The sequence below is a fragment of the Mucilaginibacter sp. UYP27 genome (assembly GCF_040547175.1).
In the GTDB taxonomy this organism is placed as follows: Bacteria; Bacteroidota; Bacteroidia; order Sphingobacteriales; family Sphingobacteriaceae; genus Mucilaginibacter.
This window is the reverse complement of the sequence record NZ_JBEPPE010000005.1, coordinates 74932-94100: the sequence shown is the minus strand read 5'-3', so window position 1 is coordinate 94100 and position 19169 is coordinate 74932. Positions and strand designations below refer to the sequence as shown.

13 protein-coding genes and 1 pseudogene are annotated in these 19169 nt (G+C 43.7%); 6 read left to right on the top strand and 8 right to left on the bottom strand.

Features of this window, described 5'->3' with window-relative positions; genetic code table 11:
* Nucleotides 1-57: 57 nt before the first annotated feature.
* From ABIB39_RS16375 to ABIB39_RS16360, 4 genes are all read right to left on the bottom strand, one after another.
* A complete protein-coding gene (locus tag ABIB39_RS16375; protein WP_354431244.1) occupies nt 58-936 on the bottom strand; it encodes a diiron oxygenase in 879 nt (292 codons plus the stop codon).
* A 62-nt stretch (nt 937-998) separates the two neighbouring features.
* Nucleotides 999-1802, bottom strand: a complete 804-nt coding sequence (locus ABIB39_RS16370) for a hypothetical protein (RefSeq protein ID WP_354431243.1) — start codon at nt 1800-1802, stop codon at nt 999-1001.
* Between the two features lie 67 nt (nt 1803-1869).
* Nucleotides 1870-2541 carry an outer membrane lipoprotein periplasmic chaperone LolA1 gene (lolA1, locus tag ABIB39_RS16365; protein WP_354431242.1) on the bottom strand — a complete coding sequence of 224 codons (672 nt, stop codon included), beginning with the start codon at nt 2539-2541 and terminating at the stop codon, nt 1870-1872.
* A gap of 81 nt (nt 2542-2622) precedes the next feature.
* On the bottom strand, nt 2623-5226 hold the full coding sequence (locus tag ABIB39_RS16360; protein ID WP_354431241.1) for an FtsK/SpoIIIE family DNA translocase: 2604 nt from the start codon (nt 5224-5226) through the stop codon (nt 2623-2625).
* Between the two features lie 83 nt (nt 5227-5309).
* On the opposite strand from ABIB39_RS16360, the gene ABIB39_RS16355 reads away from it, so the two are divergent.
* Both ABIB39_RS16355 and ABIB39_RS16350 read left to right on the top strand, forming a co-directional pair.
* On the top strand, nt 5310-5960 hold the full coding sequence (locus ABIB39_RS16355) for an ankyrin repeat domain-containing protein (protein ID WP_354431240.1): 651 nt from the start codon (nt 5310-5312) through the stop codon (nt 5958-5960).
* Between the two features lie 139 nt (nt 5961-6099).
* Nucleotides 6100-7430 (top strand): annotated as a pseudogene (locus tag ABIB39_RS16350) (serine hydrolase domain-containing protein).
* Between the two features lie 9 nt (nt 7431-7439).
* On the opposite strand, the gene ABIB39_RS16345 reads toward ABIB39_RS16350, so the two are convergent.
* Nucleotides 7440-7625, bottom strand: coding sequence for a hypothetical protein (locus ABIB39_RS16345; protein ID WP_354431239.1), 186 nt, complete (start codon nt 7623-7625; stop codon nt 7440-7442).
* 259 nt (nt 7626-7884) lie between these two features.
* Nucleotides 7885-8619: a DNA-formamidopyrimidine glycosylase family protein gene (locus ABIB39_RS16340; protein ID WP_354431238.1), complete on the bottom strand. Its 735-nt coding sequence runs from the start codon at nt 8617-8619 to the stop codon at nt 7885-7887.
* Nucleotides 8620-8822: 203 nt separating this feature from the next.
* On the opposite strand from ABIB39_RS16340, the gene ABIB39_RS16335 reads away from it, so the two are divergent.
* Entirely contained in the window at nt 8823-9029 is a 207-nt protein-coding gene (locus ABIB39_RS16335) for a hypothetical protein (RefSeq protein WP_354431237.1), read from the top strand.
* Here the strand turns inward: ABIB39_RS16335 and ABIB39_RS16330 are convergent.
* Both ABIB39_RS16330 and ABIB39_RS16325 read right to left on the bottom strand, forming a co-directional pair.
* Nucleotides 9026-9883 carry a YitT family protein gene (locus ABIB39_RS16330; RefSeq protein ID WP_354431236.1) on the bottom strand — a complete coding sequence of 286 codons (858 nt, stop codon included), beginning with the start codon at nt 9881-9883 and terminating at the stop codon, nt 9026-9028. The two genes, ABIB39_RS16335 and ABIB39_RS16330, sit on opposite strands and share 4 nt — an antisense overlap.
* 66 nt (nt 9884-9949) lie before the next feature.
* Entirely contained in the window at nt 9950-10711 is a 762-nt protein-coding gene (locus tag ABIB39_RS16325; protein ID WP_354431235.1) for an NUDIX hydrolase, read from the bottom strand.
* Nucleotides 10712-10896: 185 nt separating this feature from the next.
* Here ABIB39_RS16325 and bglX point away from each other — a divergent pair, with 185 nt between their 5' ends.
* From bglX to ABIB39_RS16310, 3 genes are all read left to right on the top strand, one after another.
* Nucleotides 10897-13206: a beta-glucosidase BglX gene (bglX, locus tag ABIB39_RS16320; RefSeq protein WP_354431234.1), complete on the top strand. Its 2310-nt coding sequence runs from the start codon at nt 10897-10899 to the stop codon at nt 13204-13206.
* A gap of 804 nt (nt 13207-14010) precedes the next feature.
* Nucleotides 14011-17283: a SusC/RagA family TonB-linked outer membrane protein gene (locus tag ABIB39_RS16315; RefSeq protein WP_354431233.1), complete on the top strand. Its 3273-nt coding sequence runs from the start codon at nt 14011-14013 to the stop codon at nt 17281-17283.
* A gap of 31 nt (nt 17284-17314) precedes the next feature.
* The gene (locus ABIB39_RS16310; protein WP_354431232.1) at nt 17315-19165 is read left to right on the top strand and encodes a RagB/SusD family nutrient uptake outer membrane protein; all 1851 of its coding nucleotides are present in this window, start codon (nt 17315-17317) and stop codon (nt 19163-19165) included.
* The last annotated feature ends 4 nt before the right edge of the window (nt 19166-19169 follow it).

Here is a 19169-nt window from a genome sequence, read left to right as displayed (position 1 = left end):
AGTTTGCTACTCAGCAAGTTGGATGCCGAAGTAAATTCGGCATGACGGTCCTCTTCTTTATACTTTAGCTTTTAAAACTAACCGCCATGCCCAGCGGGTTAGGAGGTTGAAGCCACCCCAGCTATTTACAAAGCCAATAATTTGACCGAGGCAGTTTTGAGTGAACATGGAACGGTAATTTTGCTGTGCCTGTTTGTAAACCTCATCCGGGTTTGACAGGCCGATTCGCTCGTAGATCTCGCGCCGCACGTACATGGTGCGTACAAAGTAAATGTTCATTAATATCACAAGGCTGTAAAACGATTTTTTGAGGTAACCTGCCTTTGCGGTATAACCTTCTAATAAGCCCTTGGTAAAGTGTATGTGCCGGCCTTCCTCAATATTATGCAGCTCGAAAACCTTTTGCACCACCCGGTAAATTTGAGGTGCGCGGCGGGCATGGTTGCCGTAAACATCGGTGATCAACTCAACCGACAGGCTGCCCATAAACAGGTAGTCGGCAGGCAGGTAGTTAGTGGTTATCCGGCCAAAAAACCGGTGCGCGGCGTTTTGCTGTAGGGGGCTGCCATTTACACGGGTAATAGTTTGCGCAAACATCTCTTGGTGCCGGTATTCCTCGATGATCTCCCGGATCAAAAAACGGTGTTCGGGACTATCAGGTGGCAGTGTCAAAATAAATTTCGACATAAATACGCAAAAGAGCGCTTCGCCCCAGCCATATGAATACAGCACTTGCACTAATTCGTGGCGGCCAAGATCTTTTTGCTGTTGCAGGGTTAGCGTGTCATATACGGGCAATCCACCCAGGGAAGTAAGTGCTTCGGGCAGATAAAAGTCTTGTTCCAGCGGATCGTCCTGCCAGGGTATATAAGTTTCGGGTAGCAGGGGGCGCTCTTTACTTATTTTTATTAATCGTTCTATTTCCTCTGCTTTCATGATCCTTATTATGAAGATAGCAACAGTAATGTCAGTACGGGGTTTACGTTTATTAAAAGAAATTACTCAACAGGTTCGTTAATCACGTCATCTTCTGGTGCTTCATAGGTGTTTTTTGACCTGTAGTTACCGCTTTTAAGTTTTAGTAATACGATCAACCCACCCAGCGGTATCCCAAATATCCAATATGAACTAAGGTAATCTGAAATGTTAAAACCGAAGCCCAGCATTACCTGAAGGCTTAGGTATTTTATAGATAAACCATGCACCGCATTAAAAGTGATTGCCGGTATATTAAGAATGATAATTGTGAGGTATTTCATCCATTTTCTCCGCATATCGCTGCGTCTTACCTTAACTAACATATAGATATTAAACGCAGGGACGCATATAGCAACTACTCCCAATAACCAAAAAGGAAGCATTGAAGGAATCTTTTCTCTGATCTCCAAAGTTTTTATATTCAAGATCTTGCCGGTTTCGTCGTCGTATAGACCTTGTATTATGCCAAATTCAGTATCATTATGGTACTGTGTGTATACCAAAGTAGTATTTGGCGGTGTGCCGCCACCCCCTGTCATATAAGTTTTTTCTGATTTGATGAAAGAATATTCCACCTTGTCGCCAAAATTTCTCACAATGGTATTCCTGAAACCGTCAAGTCCAGCTTTTACGCTATCCCGATTAGGAGGCTTGGCGGGATTAAAAGCCAGCATATCAATACATTTATCGTAATCTTTATGTAAAAGGTTCTCGATAAAAAGTTTTGAGCTATCATTGAATTTTTTTTGATTCGCAAGGAAACTACAGCCGCTTACAAAAGCTATAGTTATAATAGCAATAGCAACTATCAGATATTTTCTCATTTTAGGATTGTGATAAGTAATTGCCTAAATATAGACAATTACTTTATTTCTCCTAAATCTCAACCGATCACCTCAAATCCACTACTTCAACGCCCGGATAAACCTTTTTATCAAACACAAATGCAGTTTCGGCTACTTTGTAGTTGGGGGTAAAGGTGCGTAGGGTGTAGGTGTATTTACTGCCGTTCTTATCAAAGATCTGGGCGCTGTAGAGTTGGTTTTTTACCTTATCTACCATCAAGCGCACTTTAAAGAACGTTTTCTTGCTGTCCTCTGGGGTAAGGTCAATTATTTGGTAAACCTTGCCTGCAAGCTTTTGCTGGCCGGTGTAAATGTACTTGTAACCTTTTTCGTACATGGTAAAGATCTTGGCGGGATTAAAGCCTTCCTCACTGTTGTCGGCGGTGCTTAATTGCACTTCGTTAGCATCCTTAAGGTACGTCCATTGGTTTTTACCATCGCTGATGATATCCTGCATCACTTTTTTAGTACCCGCGGCATACGCTATCACCTTATATTTATTGGTTTTTGAACGGACGATAAGCGTACCTGTATAAGTTTCCTTAACGTTAGCTTGCTGGTTATCTATCGCGAGCGAATAGTCGGTTTTTACGCCATCGTAAGTGCGGTATTGTTTGCTTAGGTTGTTCAGGATAACCTTGGCGTCGGCATCCTTTTGCGCGAACGCGGTAGCAATACTTAAAGTAGATAATACTATGTAGATGAATAATTTTTTCATGTTCTTTAGTTCAAATTTAAAACTCACAGGCAATAACCAATACGGCTTGTAATGGTTTAGAGTGTTGCAAACTAAATTAGTTTAATTGCGGGGTTTTTGCATTTCTTCGAGGGCGCGCTCCAGGCTGTACTCATCCGGGTAAAGCACATCGCGGGCCTTGCTGCCTTCAAACGGGCCAACAATACCTGCTGCTTCAAGCTGATCGATTATACGGCCTGCACGGTTGTAACCCAGTTTCATTTTACGCTGGATAAGAGACGTAGAACCCTGCTGATGCAATACAATTAACCGTGCGGCATCCTCAAACATCGGGTCGCGATCGTCCGGGTTAAAGTCTTTGGCACTGTTGCCTGCTTCGCCTTCGCCCACATATTCCGGCAGGAACATGGCAGAAGGATAGCCGCGCTGGTTACCAATAAAGTCGGATATGCGTTCAACCTCCGGGGTATCTACAAAGGCGCACTGCAGGCGGATGAGGTCGCTGCCTGTAGACAGCAGCATATCACCACGGCCTATTAGCTGGTCGGCACCACCGGCATCTAATATGGTGCGCGAATCGATCTTTGACAATACCCTGAACGCCAAACGTGCAGGGAAGTTGGCCTTAATAGTACCTGTAATAACGTTTACCGATGGCCTTTGCGTGGCAATAACCAGGTGGATACCCACCGCACGGGCAAGCTGCGCGATACGGGCTATAGGTTGCTCAACCTCTTTACCGGCAGTCATCATCAAATCCGCAAACTCATCAATTACCAGCACAATAAAGGGCAGGTAACGGTGTTTCTCGGGGTCAGCTATTTTGCGGTTAACAAACTTGGTGTTGTATTCTTTCAGGTTACGTACCTGCGCGTCTTTCAGCAAGTCGTAACGCTGGTCCATCTCAATACAAAGCGAGTTTAGCGTGTTTACTACCTTTTTGGTATCGGTGATAATGGCATCCGCCTCATCAGGCAGTTTGGCTAAAAAGTGCCGCTCTATCTTGCGGAACAGCGTAAGCTCCACCTTTTTTGGATCTACCAGTACGAATTTTAACTCAGCCGGGTGCTTTTTGTAAAGCAGCGACACCAATATGGCGTTGATACCAACCGATTTACCCTGGCCTGTAGCACCAGCAACCAGTAAGTGGGGCATCTTGGCCAAATCGGCTATAAATACCTCGTTAGAAATGGTTTTACCAAGGGCTATAGGCAGGTCCATGGTGTTGTTTTGCCATTTCTCGGTAGCCAATATTGACCGCATTGATACCATTTCGGGGTTTTGGTTCGGTACCTCGATGCCGATGGTTCCCTTACCCGGCATAGGCGCGATGATACGGATGCCCAAAGCCGCAAGGCTCAGCGCGATATCATCTTCCAGGTTCTTGATCTTAGAGATGCGCACGCCCGGCGCAGGGATAATTTCATAAAGCGTAACCGTTGGGCCAATAGTGGCTTTTATCTTATCTATCTCGATATTATAATGGTTCAGCGTTTCAACGATCTTGTTTTTGTTGGCTTCCAGCTCTTCAGAATTTACCGCGATTTTTGAAGCGCCGTAGTTCTCCAAAAGGTCAATAGTTGGGTATTTGTAGGTGGCCAGGTCAAGCTTATGGTCGTACATACCAAACTGGTCTACCAGGCTTTTTGCTTTATCATCATCGCTTATTTCAATGTTGAGGATAGGCATCGGGCGTTCCACATCAATGGTAAGCGGGATCTCTGTTTCTTCCTCCGGCTCGTGGCTTACCTCGGGCTTTAACACTACCGGCTCGTGGAACACAGGTGTTTGTTGCAGCGGTGTTTGCTGTAAACGTTCCTGCTGCATCGGTTCGGCAGTTGCGCCCTGGGCGGCAAGCGTATCCTTAACGCGGTTGCCACCGTTGCGCGGCCATTCTACAGGTAAAGAAATTTCCTCGTCCACCAACTCAACAGGTTCTGATGATAATGCATCGGCAGCAGTTGGGTCGTCTGTTTTTATTTTACGTTCTGGTAGTTTAAAGTCGATGTTGTAGGCGATGATGAGTACCGTTAATGCCAAAAATATCAGCACAAAGCCGGTACCTGACTGCCCTATCTGCGCGGCTAAAAGGCGGTTTGTCCAAAAGCCGAACTCGCCTTCTAAAAAGTGGGGATAATCCAATATGAAAGCGTGGAAAAAGCCGAATGTTACCGATAAAAACACAATCGCAAACAACGTGTAGGCCAGCATTTTGCTAACCGAAAACAGTTTTATTTTAAACAGCAGACGGTAGCCTATAATGAAAAATACAAACACGAACAGGAACGACGCCACACCAAACCACTCGAAGATAAATTGGTTGGAAAGCAGCGCGCCGAATTTGCCCAGCCAGTTATCAACCATGGGGTTGTTAACGCCGTTCTCCAGCAGTTCTTTAGTGGTTTTGAACAGGTTGCCCCAGCCGCCATTGGCTTTTGATACGTAGCTTTGGTCCTGCTGCCAGGTGAACAGGTAGGAGGTGAACGCGATCAGGAAAAATACCGAAAGCACCAGGCAAAATAATCCCGCTATCTTAATAATACGGCCGTCTCGCAGGTCAAAGAGTGGCATGCGCTCACCCTGTTGTTTTACAGACCTTTCGCGCTCGGTTTTCGCGCTGCCCGATGACGGTTTTGAACCAGATTTACCCGGCGGATTCTCTTCCCTAAAACTATTTGATTTGAACTGGTTTCCTTTGATCGGCATCCTGAAAATTGAACGTTTAATTGCAAATATAAAGGTATTAGATTAAACAGATATTTTTTAATTTTTTAGTATTATTACACTTTATGAGCCTAACCGATCTGGAAGAACTTATAGCCAATGCCGATACCGTGGCTTTAGACCTTTTGCTTGCCCGTAACCCCGAGCTTGCCACGGTAAAAACCAGCCTTAATGTATCACCGTTGATGCTTTCCTGCTATTACCTCAAACCCGCGGTAACCAACGTGCTGCTTAAATACACTATCGATCTTACTCTTTTTGAAGCTGCCGCTGCCGACCGCTTTGACGATGTGGCCTATCTTATTGCCACCCATCCCGAACGGATCGACGCTTATGCCGATGATGGCTTTACCGCTTTAGGCCTCGCCAGCTATTTTGGCCGGTATGATATTGCCCGCTACCTGGTGCTTAAAGGCGCCGATGTAAACCGGCCAAGCGATAACGGTTATAACGTTTATCCCCTGCACTCGGCAGCCGCAGGTAATTTTACAAGCACTGCTACCATGCTGATAGAGAATGGCGCCGATGTAAACGTAAAGCAGCAAAAAGGCACTACGCCTCTGCATTCTGCCGCGCAAAACGGCAACCTGGAACTGCTGATCCTGCTGCTGGAAAAAGGCGCCAAAACAGATATCCGCATGGAAGGCGGCAAACTCCCCGCCGACCTGGCCTGCGAAAAAGGCTTTGATGAGATTGCCGAGATACTGGAAGGTTAGCGAAGAGCGAAAACCCTTTTGCGACTGTAAAGCCTTAAACCTTAATAGTCTCTGATGTTTATGTTACGCCACAAATAATTCCTGTTAGGAGTAACAACATCTGTATCTTATACTCCAAATAGCAAACGCCCCACTCATCATGATCAAAAAACTACTTATCCTGTTTGTACTATCAGCTGCCATTAGCAACGCTCTAAACGCGCAAACAATTAATAAAGCCCGGTTAGATAGCCTGCTGAATGTAATAACTGCCAATAATAGAAACATGGGCAGCGTAACCATTTCGCAAAACGGACAGATAGTTTACCAAAGAAGTATTGGCAACGCGGCCATTGATAGCCCGGCTACCATCCCGGCAACAGCTAAAACCAAATACCGCATTGGCTCTATCAGTAAAATGTTTACAGGTGTTATGGTGATGCAATTGGTAGACGAGGGGAAACTTACGCTGGCAACTACGCTGGATAAATTTTATCCGCAGGTGCCAAATGCTGCAAAGATCACTATCGGAATGATGTTGAGCCACCACAGCGGCCTCCACAATTTTACTAATGACCCTGCCTACATGACTTATATGCTTGCCCCGCAAACGCACGAGCAAATGCTGACAAGGATAGCCGCAATGAAACCGGATTTTGACCCGGGCACCAAGGCGAGTACAGTAATACCAACTTTGTCATGTTAAGCTATATTATTGAAAAGATAACCAAAAAAACCTACCCGGAGCTGGTTAAACAACGTGTGGTAAATAAGATAGGTTTAAAGGATACTTACTACGGTGTTAAAACGAACACTGCTAATAACGAGGCGCTTTCTTACACCTATACAGGCAATAAATGGGGAAAGTTCATGGAAACTGATATGAGCATCCCAACAGGTGCGGGGTCCATGGTATCAACCTCAACAGATCTGGATAGGTTTATCGAGGCATTATTTGCAGGCAAACTTGTAAAACCCGCCAGCCTGGAGTTGATGAAAACTATGAAGGATAATTTCGGTTTGGCGATGTTTAAAAAAGACATTAAAGGCAAGGTGTACTACTGGCATGGCGGCGCGATTGATGCCTACCGTTCGGAGTTAGCTTACTTCCCTGCCGAGAAATTAGCTGTGAGTTATACCAGCAATGGCGGCAGTTACGACCCATCCAAAATTTTACAGGGAGTATTAAGTATTTGTTTCAACCAACCCTATAACATTCCAACTTTCAAAACGCTGGCGCTAAAAACAGCAGATCTTGACAAATACCTTGGTGTGTATGCAAGCCCTGACTTTCCTGTTAAGATCACCATGACAAAAGGTAACACTACGCTGATAGGTACAGCTGCCGGGCAGAGCGCCATTATGTTTGATGCAGTTGCCAAAAATGTATTCGAATTTGAGCCTTACGATATCCATTTGCAATTTGATACCGAAAAAGGCCAATTCACGTTAACGCAAAGGGGCAAAATAACGGTGTTTACGCGCGAGTAAAATTGCAATTTATTCAAACTGCAATTCCCATTTATCCTCGCCGCCATCTACCACACGGAAGATGGTTTTTTCTACGGAGACGCCATCTACAGAAGATTCTAACCTTACGGTTTCATGGTCGTGGTATTCGGCTTCGCGGGGCACCATTACTGCGGTAAGGTCTGCAGGGTTGCCGTCAATTTTTATCGTTTTCATGATTGTATCGGGTTATATCGGTTTAACAAAGGGAATTGGAATAAGTTTCGGTTAAGCTGATAGCTGTGCTTTACAAGCGTAGAGTTTACTCACCCCGACTACGCTCCGCTGGTCGACCCTCTCTGCTTCGCAAAGAGGGTAAAGAGCAGGATGATTTTTTCTAACCCTCTTTCCGCGCAGCGAAGAGAGGGTGGTCGAGCGAAGCAATGACCGGGTGAGTAAAATCGTTGGAATGCTTAGACAGGCTCACCATGACTCACTATTTATACAACACCTGGCACTTCTCGCAATAAAAACTTGCCCTGCGGGATTTGCCGGTGTCTTTACTTTTAAATGGTACATGGTTACGCGGGCATTCCTTTTTATGGTAGGCTTGCCAGTGCTTTTTGAGCGTACCTGCTTTGCGCTGCTCAAAAAACTCGAAGCTGTATTTGATGGCCTCGTGTATCATTTCTTTAACCGCTTTGGGGGGAATGGCGGCTATCAAACTTTCCGGGTGGATGCAGGCACGAAACAGGACTTCATTCTTTATTATATTACCCACACCTGAGAAGATCTGCTGATTCATCAATGCATCACAAGCCAGTAGTTCAGGCTCGGCCTTCATTTTTTTGATGGCATGTTTGGTATCCCACTCATCGCTCATAATGTCGGCTTTCCAGTCGTAAACCTCGTCCAATGGTTCGGTGATCAACTTTAGCTGGCAGGCGTAAAAGTTGAGTTCGCCATCTTCAAATTGCAGGTGCAGGCGCGGTGGTTTTTCGGTATGCTCGTTTATGCGGTAAGTACCAAACATCATCATGTGGATGCGTACCGTGAATTTTGGGAAGCAGATCAAAAAATGCTTGCCCCAGCTTTTAAAGTCGGTAATGGGTTGGTCGGTAAGCATGGCGGCATCAAGCGTGCCGTTATTACAACTGGCGTGGATCACTTTGTCGCCCTTAAATTGCTGTACTTTTTCCTTTAATATAAGTATGCTTGGCCCTTCAGGCATGGTAGTTAGTTTTGAAGGGACGGATGCAAATATTAAGCCAGGGTGGAGATGGGAGCGAGGAAGGAGAGTGCAGGAGCGGGGAGAACTTTTAATGACTTTGTATGGATGCCCCACGCTCCCGGCAACTCGCCTCCCCCCTTTTTTAACTCGAACCGAAATAAATTGATTACCGAGCTCTACATTTTTAAAGTTACATTTACCGCATGCATACAGACGAGCAGGTATTTAAAACAGCCGATAAAACAGTAGAATTATTATATTCTTTAGACGATTATGACAATGAGAAAAATGTAGACGTTTTTGTAACGCTTGAAAAAGACGGGCTATCGTATGATTATGTAGCTGTTTATACAAAACGGAGTATTGATAAAATACCAACTTGGGTCCGTAATAAAATCAAAGGGGGTTAATGCTTCTTTTTTTTCAGCAAACCACCTGTAGTGTCATCCACACTTTGCTGTACGATGAATGCGGCGGGGTCTATCCTTAGTACTTCTTTTTTAAGCAACGGTACTTCTAAACGGGTTGCCACAGTGAAGATAATTTCGCGCGGGGCGTTAATGTGCCCATCCTTACCATAGCCGCTTTTGCCCTGGTAAACGGTTACCCCACGGCCAAGCTTTTGGGTGATAGCCAAACGGATCTCTTCGCCTTTGGCAGATACGATGGTCATGCCGGTATATTGCTCTAATCCATTCAATATAAAATTTATCATTTTAGATGCTGAGAGATAGGTAAGTATGGAGTACAGTGCCTTCTCGACCCCTAACTGAATGATCGCGGCGCCAAAAATAACCACGTTTAGTATCAGTATCACATCGCTTACGCGCACCACCTGTGTTTTTTTGCTCACTAATAGGGCGGCAATCTCTGTACCGTCAAGCACCGCGCCGCCACGTATAGCCATCCCAATACCCGCGCCTATAAATACACCGCCAAACACGGCGGTGAGTAGTTTATCGGGCGTAACATCGGGGAAGTGCATAAAAGCCAGTACAAGCGAAAGGCCGCCAATAGCCGCAGCGCCCTTTAAGGCGAATGTTGCGCCCAGTTTGCGATAGCCTAAAAACAAAAAAGGCAAGTTAATAACAAAGATAAGCACCGATAATGGCAGGCCGGTAGCATCGGCCACTAAAATGGAGATGCCGGTAACGCCACCGTCAATAAAATGGCTGGGTAACAAAAAGCCCTTCAAGCCCATCCCGGCAGATAGGATGCCCAAAATAATAAGTAATGAATCAACAAGTGTGACCCTGAATTTCATAAGTGCTAATAATCAGTAACCAATAGATATGGGGTTAATATAGCAAAAATCAGCTAAAGGGCAAGTTTACCAGCCACTCTTTAACCCCTCTTTCAACGCTGCCTGGTAATTTTTCAGGTCGAATGAGTACAGGTAAGGGGCTTTGTGGGCACCACCTTTGCGGGTTGTCTCCAGCTTGTTCAGGATGCCAAAGCCAAGCATGCGGCGCTGAAAGTTGCGGCGGTCCAGCTTTTTATCAAGAATGGTTTCGTAAAGTTTTTGCAGCTCGGGCATGGTAAACTCTTTAGGCATCAGGTTGTAACCAATGGGCTGGTAGTTTAGCTGCAGTCGTAGGGTATCTAAGGCTTTCCTGAATATTAATTCGTGGTCCAGCTGAAACTTGGGCAGGTCGTTAAGGTCACGCCAGGTGCATATTTCAGAGAAATCATCAGGAGTGGGGGTAACGTTAAAAAAATCGACCAAAGCGTAATAACCTATAGATATAAAGCGCTGTCCAAAAAAGTTTTTTTCGGCAGGCAGCATATCTTTATACATCTCGTTATGTATCTTGGATCGGTCCGGGTCACCAAAAACGTGAAACTGTTGTAAAAATATTTCATCAATACCGGTGCGCTCTTTCAGGATCCGGTCGGCAGCGTTTTCCATTGGCTCAAGTTTGCGCACAAAGCCGCCGGGCAGGTACCAGGCATCTTCGTTGTTGCTTTTAAGCATCAAAACCTTCATTTGCCCTTCATGAAAACCAAATACCACACAGTCTATAGATATATGGTTAAGATATACCTTACCGGCCTCGGCCCAAAAATCTTCCAGCTGCTGTTTAGTTAACATTTAACGCGTTGATAAAAATTACTTTGATTGTTTAAATTTAATATTTACAATTGTGTACCAATTACACCATGTGTAGGTCGCTTATTAAAAACCAATTATAACTAATAAGTTTTACAGTAATTTAATATTGCGAAAATTAACCTGAATAAATGGTGATAAACCGTACACGCCAAAAAACTCATTTAATGAAAAAATATTTTACCAATAAGCCGTTTGCCATACTTGGTGCCGCTGCATTGTTTTGTATGCCGCTAACCAAAGCCTTGGCCCAAAAGCAAACCGAAGCTGCAAAAATGAACGCTTTTGTAAGCACGTTAATGAAAAAGATGACCGTGGACGAAAAGATAGGGCAGCTTAACCTGGTAACAGGCGGTATGGCTATCACAGGGTCGGTAACTAATAATGGTATTGGCGATGGCGTTAAAAAAGGCGCTATCGGCGGTATTTTTGGTTTATACGGAACAGAGAATGTACGCAAAATGCAGGAAGCCGCTGTAAAGGGCACCCGCCTGCATATCCCTTTAATATTTGGTTTAGATGTTATACACGGGCACCGCACCATATTCCCTATACCGTTGGGTATGTCGGCAACGTGGGATATGGCTATCGTGGAGCATGCCGCGCACATAGCCGCTAAAGAAGCTACTGCAGAAGGGCTAAACTGGGTTTTTAGCCCGATGGTTGATATTGCCCGCGACGCGCGTTGGGGCCGGATCTCTGAGGGTGGGGGTGAAGACCCTTACTTGGGTGGTAAAATTGCCGCTGCCATGATAAGGGGTTACCAGGGCAGCAGTATGAAAAATGCCGATGCGGTAATGGCTTGTGTAAAACACTTTGCACTTTACGGCGGCGCCGAAGCCGGCCGCGAATATAACACGGTTGATATGAGCCGCCTGGCGATGTACAACTATTACCTGCCGCCATATAAAGCGGCGCTTGATGCAGGCGCGGGTAGTTTCATGAGCTCGTTTAATGTGGTTGATGGTGTGCCGGCGACTACCAACAAATGGTTACTTACCGATCTGTTGCGCAAGCAATGGGGCTTTAACGGTTTTGTAGTATCAGATTACACTGCGCTAAACGAAACCACCAATCACGGTATGGGCGACTTGCAAACGGTATCTGCCCTGGCCTTAAAAGCCGGCCTTGATATGGATATGGTTGGCGAAGGCTTTTTAACCACACTAAATAAATCGTTACAACAAGGTAAAGTTACCCAGGCAGATATTGACCTGGCTTGTCGCCGAATTTTGGAAGCAAAGTACAAACTGGGATTATTTGATAACCCATATAAATCTTTAGATCCGCAACGCGAGAAAACCGACATCATGACAGATGCTAACCGCAAAGCATCCCGTGTTACAGCCGAGCACTCTTTTGTGTTGTTAAAAAATGCAAACCAAATACTGCCGTTAAAAAAATCTGGTGGTAGTATCGCGCTTGTTGGCCCGCTGGCCGATAATAAACGCGATATGCTGGGTACCTGGGTAATTGGCGGCGAGTGGGAAAAGTCTATAAGCGTGATAGAAGGCATTAAACATATTGTGGGTGATAACGTAAAGATCAACTACGCTAAAGGCAGTAACATTACCGATGATACCACCTTTATGAAACGGCTTAACTTTGGCCCGGGCATGGTGTCGCTTGATAAACAATCGCCCGATGATATGATTGAAGATGCAGTGAAGGCTGCAAAAAAATCGGATATTATTGTTGCCGTGGTTGGCGAATCGCAAAGCATGAGCGGCGAATCATCAAGCCGTTCTGATATCAACATCCCCGAAAGCCAGCAGTTAATGCTTAAAGCACTTGCCAAATTGGGTAAACCTATTGTAATTGTATTATTTAACGGCCGCCCGCTTACCCTAACCTGGGAGAATGAGCACGCTGCTGCTATATTAGATGTTTGGGCACCGGGTACAGAAGCAGGTAACGCCATTGCCGAAGTATTATTTGGCAACTACAATCCATCCGGTAAATTAACGGCAACCTTCCCGCGTAGTGTGGGGCAGATACCTATTTATTATAACCACTTAAATACAGGCCGACCTTATGCATCGGGCTCAACTAAATTTAAATCGAACTATTTAGATATTAGCAATGACCCTCTTTATCCGTTCGGTTACGGTTTAAGCTACAGTAACTTTACTTACAGCGCCCTAACGCTTAGCAAAACCAAATTAAAAGGGGACGAAACCTTAACTGCAACAGTTACGGTTACCAACAACGGCCCTTACGCAGGTGAAGAAGTAGTACAATTGTATATAGGCGACCCGGCAGCAAGCATCAGCCGCCCTGTTAAGGAGCTTAAAGGGTTTAGAAAAATAAGCCTGCAAAATGGAGAGAAAAAAGAAGTAAGTTTCCCGATTACAACAAACCAGCTTAAGTTTTACAACAGCCAGCTAAAATACGATTGGGAGCCGGGAGAATTTGTGATACAGGTAGGCACCAGTTCGGCTGATGTTAAAACCGCTAAAATAGCCTGGGCCAAATAGGGCAAACGCCTCAGCGTAAATAAATTCAGTTAGATTTTTTTTATATAAATACAGATACATTATGCCCTGGTAATATTACCAGGGCATAATTTTTTTATACAAATGATATATAGGCTATAAAAATCACTTGGTGTAAAACAACGCAAAAAAAGTATAGTGATTTAGTGGAATAACTGTAAAATTAACAGGAATTTAACAGAGCCGTTATTTTAAACAGCCTACTTCTTAAAAAAATCAAATAAGTTTTTTAATTAATTTGAGATAGGGGATGGTTTAGGTTGTTATGAAAAGCAAATTTCGTTTTTTGACAAAAAAAACGCTTTACAACAAGATTTTTACATTGCGAAATTGTTAAACTTAATATCGAATTATTAAGATGTATTTAACAAATGGTTATTAAATTGAAATATTGAAACGTATTGTACAGTAACTAATAAATAATTTATAATTCGTATAAAGCGGCTTGTGTAACCTATACACTCTATTTATATTAGAGCATACCAATTATAAACCTTTTCTTTTTAAAGAAAAGCAAACAAATTTAACGGATAAACAAGATTGATGGGCGTTAAGTATTGCGCAGCAACTTTTAAACCGAATAAAATTTTTAACAGGATAGTGTAACTACATGATAAAACTTTTACTAATTCTACATGCTAATAATCCCAGCCCGGCCAGGGGGGCGCCATAACTAAAAAATTCTATTTTTTGAGGTGGTTGCCATTGTTATCTCACCAGCATACCGGCCATCCTCATTGATATCGATCTTAAATCAAATATATTAATCAACTAAATCTCAATCTCATGTTTAAAAGTTTACTCCTTAAGGGAAGAACACTATGCCTGCTACTATGCTGCATGGTTTCTTCATTGGTAGTTAATGCTCAAACAAAACACTCTGGTAAAGTTACCGGCAGCGACGACAAGCTGCCAGTAGTAGGGGCCAGTGTGCGTATCAAGGGCACTACTATCGGTACACAAACTGATGTTAACGGACAGTACAACATCAATGTTAATCCGGGCGACGTATTGGTCATCTCATACCTGGGTTACCAAACAAACGAGCTTACTGTCGGCGCAAGCGAAACAATTAACGTTGTTTTACAAAGCGGCAGTAACGCGTTGAACGAAGTAGTAGTAACGGGCTACACTACGCAACGTAAAAAAGACATTTCCGGTTCGGTTACTACGGTAAACGTTGCCGCTGCAAAATCTGTTCCGGCAGTAAGTGCTGAAAATTTACTTCAAGGCCAGGCGGCTGGTGTTAATGTTATTACACAGGGTGCGCCTGGTGCAGGTGCACAGGTTACCATCCGTGGTACTAGTAACTTCGGCAATTCATCGCCGCTTTATGTAATTGATGGTTTGCAGGCAACTAATATGTCAAACATCAATCCTAATGATATTGAGTCGATATCAGTTTTGAAAGATGCCGGTGCCGCAGCCATTTATGGTATCAGCGGTGGTAATGGTGTTGTGGTGGTTACAACGAAAAAAGGCAAGCAAGGAAAGACAGTTATTTCTTACGATGCATTTTATGGAACAACCCAGCCATTACAGGGTAACGTATTCAATACCTTAAATGCTGATGAATATCAGCAGCTTTTAAACAAAGTTGCGCCTGATAATCCTTTAATAAAGGGTAATAATGGTAAAATCTACGATTATGGTTATCAAAGCGGTACAGGTGTAAAAGGTTATTTTAACGAAGCTAATGCAGGTACTTTTATACCAAACTATCACCTTGATAATGACCCTGCTAAAGATTACCTGATCCAGAAATTTGTTAAGGGCGCAGGTACAGATTGGTTCCACGAGATATTTAAATCGGCACCTATCCAACAGCATACATTAAGCGCAAGCGGCGCAAGCGATAAGAATTCGTACTTTATGTCGTTAGCTTATACTAACCAACAAGGTACCTTAATAAATACCTACTTTAAAAGGTATCAGGCTCGTATTAATACTACCTTTAGTGTTAAAGACCATGTTCGTGTTGGCGAAAACTTTAACTTTTTCTACATCCAGTCGCCAAACGGCGGCGGTGGTTTAGCTGGCGGTGGTAACCAGAACGAAGGTAATCCCATCTCTGAAACTTATCGTACCTTACCTATTATCCCTGTACGTGATATCGCCGGTAACTTAGGTGGTACTTATGCAGGTACTGCAGATTTAGGTAACGCACTTAACCCGGTTGGTATTCAGGAGCGTCAAAAAACTACCAATACCAATCAATGGGGGATGCAGGGTACTGTGTTTGCAGAGGCTGATTTTCTGAAACACTTTACAGCCCGTACAGCTTTTAGTACCGATATATCTAACCGTTATTTTTATAACATCGGCTACCGCCAGTATGACAGCGGTGAAGCCCATGGTGGTAATAATAGCTATAACGAAGGGTCTTCTTACAGTACTAGGTACAACTGGAGTAATACCTTAAATTACAAACAGGTATTTGGTAAACATAGTATTAACGTATTAGCTGGTTTCGAGGCAAGGAAAGTTAACTATCGCCAAATTACCGCATCTACCAAAAACTTGTTCTCGCTTGATCCATTCTACGCAAATATTTCTAACGGGCCGGCTGCAGGTACGACAGCAGGTAGCGGTTTTTTTGATCCTAATGATCCGACGGTTTTTCCGAATAAAATTATTTCGTTTTTCGGTCGTTTAGATTACGTTTTTGCTGACAAATATATACTGGGTGCAACTGTGCGCCGTGATGGTAGTTCCGTATTTTATACTGGTAGACAATATGGTACATTTCCATCGGTATCACTTGCATGGCGCGCTTCTCAAGAAGAATTCCTAAAAGGTATTAGTTGGTTAAACGATTTGAAGATCCGCGGTAGCTACGGTATTTCCGGTTACAACGGCAACGTAGTAAGAAACAGTTTTTACAGCGGATTTGATGGCGGTTCTGGTAATTCAGCTTACCCAATCGATGGTTCATCAAGTTCAACTTTACCTGGATATTTTCAAAATTTGGGTAACATTAATACAGGCTGGGAGCGTGACAAAGTATTTAACGTAGGTTTTGACGCATCCTTATTCAATCATTTGGATATTACTGCCGAGTATTACAAAAAAACAATTACAGATTTACTACAGCAATTAGATCAGCCGGCAACAGTAGGTGGCGGCGGCCGCCCTACTGTTAACGTTGGTAAAGTAGTAAACAGGGGTGTTGATATTAGCGCAACATACCATGGCCAAAATGGTGGCTTTACCTACAGCGTTGGTGCTAATGTTACTACTGTTAAAAATAAGATTACCGAACTTGGTTCAAGTTTCTTTACAAGTGGTATACGTAACGGCAACGTGGTTAAAAATGATGTGGGTACAAGTATAGGTGAGTTTTATGGTTACAAGGTTCAAGGTTACTGGAACACCCAGGCAGAGATTGACGCGCTAAACGCAGCCCAAAAACCAGATCTGTTTGGTTCAGTTCCTGTATACCAGGATAAAGCTGCTCCCGGCCGTTTCCGTTATGAGGACGTTAATGGAGACGGGCGCATAACGGATGCTGACCGTACTTTTATAGGTAATCCTAACCCTGACTTTACTTATGGTGTCAACTTGAATGCCGCTTACAAAGGATTTGACCTCAGCGCAGTATTTTATGGTGTGAAAGGTAATGATGTATATAATTCTATCAAATACTGGACTAACTTCTACGGTTCGCAAACAGGTAACAAAAGTAGGGATCTTTTGTTTAATTCATGGGACCCTGCGAAAACAGCAGCACAAAACGCAAGTGCTAAAACACCAATCGCTGAAAATGCCAATAACTTTAGTACAACAGATGCGATTAGCTCTTACTACGTAGAAAGTGGTTCTTTCCTAAAACTACGTTCTGTACAAGTTGGTTACACTTTTGGTTCAACTGTTTTAAAAGGTGTTGGTGTTGATAAGTTACATGTATACGTGCAAGGTACTAATCTGTTCACTGCTACAAAATACTCAGGTGCGGATCCTGAATTGCAGTCTTTTGACAGGAATAGCCCGGGTGTAGATAGAGGTAACTATCCAAATAACGAGCGCAGGTTTATATTTGGTGTTAACTTGTCATTTTAATAATAGCTAACTACATAAAAGAATTATAGTTATGAAAAATTCGAAATTAAAAATTATGATTCCTGCAGCTATACTGCTGTTGGCTTCATCTTATTCTTGTAAGAAATTTCTCGACCAGCCCGCTATCGGCGCATTAACGCCAGAAGTAATTGCGACCAGAACAGGTGTCGATGGTGTATTGATCGGTGCTTACTCGCTGGTTGATGGCGTATACAGTACCCAAAAAGGCAGCCCTTGGGAAACCGGCACCGACAATTGGATTTACGGTAGCGTTGTTGCTGGTGAAGCCTTCAAAGGTTCTAACCCTGGCGATCAGCCTGGGGCGGCTAACCTCGAGGCGTTTAGTGCTACCGGCGCCAACGACTATCTTGATGATAAATGGCGTGTATGCTATGCAGGTGTGCAACGTGCAAATGATGTTCTTCGTTTGCTGCCAACTGTAAAAGATGGTTCTATCACTCCAGCGCAAACTAAGCAATATATCGCCGAGGCAAAGTTTCTACGTGGTTTTTATCACCTTGAGGCTGCTAAACTATGGAAGAACGTACCGTATGCTGATGAGACGATCACCTATGACGCCGGTAACTTTAACCTGCCTAATGACGGCCCGATCTGGGATAAAATTGCGGCTGATTTTGCAGCTGCCGCTGTTGATCTTCCGGAAACACAGCCGCAAATTGGCCGTGCAAACAAATGGGCTGCTTTGGCTTTTCAGGCTAAAACATTAATGTTTGATCACAAATACCCTGCTGCATTCGATATCTTAAAAACAGTTATTTCAAGCGGTAAAACGAGTTCTGGCGCCGCATATGCTTTAGGTGCTTATGCCAATAACTTTAACCCATCTACCAAAAATGGACCTGAAGGCGTTTTTGTTGTTCAAACAGCAGTAAATGATGGTGCCAACGGCTTAAACGGTAACGCGGGTTCTGTATTGAACTTCCCTTCTGGTGGCCCTGCAGGATGCTGCGGTTTCTTCCAGCCAACGTTTGATTTTGTAAACTCGTTTAAAGTTGATGCCAACGGTTTGCCGTTGATCGATGCTTATCAAAACGATTACATCAAAAACGACCAGAGTGTAAGTGCAACAGATGCTACATACTTGCCGGGTAACGAGTTACTTGATGCAAGGTTAGATTGGTCAGTAGGCCGTCGTGGTATCCCATACTTGGATTGGGGAATTTGCCCGGGTGCTTCATGGGCTCGTGATCAGCCAAACGGCGGTCCGTATTTGCCTATTAAAAACGTTTACTACAAAGCTGCGCAATCAACTACTTCAGATGCTTATGGTGGTTGGGCTGCAAACCAGGCAACATCAAACAGCTATAATGCTATTCGTTTTGCCGACGTACTTTTGTGGGCTGCTGAATGTGCTGTTGAAGGAAATCAGTTTGCAACTGCCGAAGGTTATGTTAACCAGGTTAGGGGCCGTGCTGCCATACAAAGCGGTTGGGTTAAAGGTAAGTTAACAGGTTACGGCCTAAATGACAAAGGCCAACCTGACGCTACAAAGCCAATTGTTGATAAAAATGCTTTTGCTGCCAATTATAAAGTTGGTTTATATACCGGCCAGTTTGCTGCAAACGGCCAGGCTTATGCCCGCAAAGCAGTTTACTTTGAGCGCAAACTTGAATTGGGTATGGAAGGTCATCGTACCTTCGATTTATCTCGTTGGGATGCCGTTAACGGCGGCCCTGCTGGTAATATCATGACAACAGAAATTGAGAAATTCCTGAAAAATACCCGTGACTTTGGTGATAAGTTTACATCAGCCGTAATAAAGGTGGCTAAATTTGGAAGTAATAAAAACGAGCTGTTCCCGATACCTCAGCCTCAAATTGATTTTCCAAACAGTAAATTGAAACAAAACAAAGGTTATTAATAGT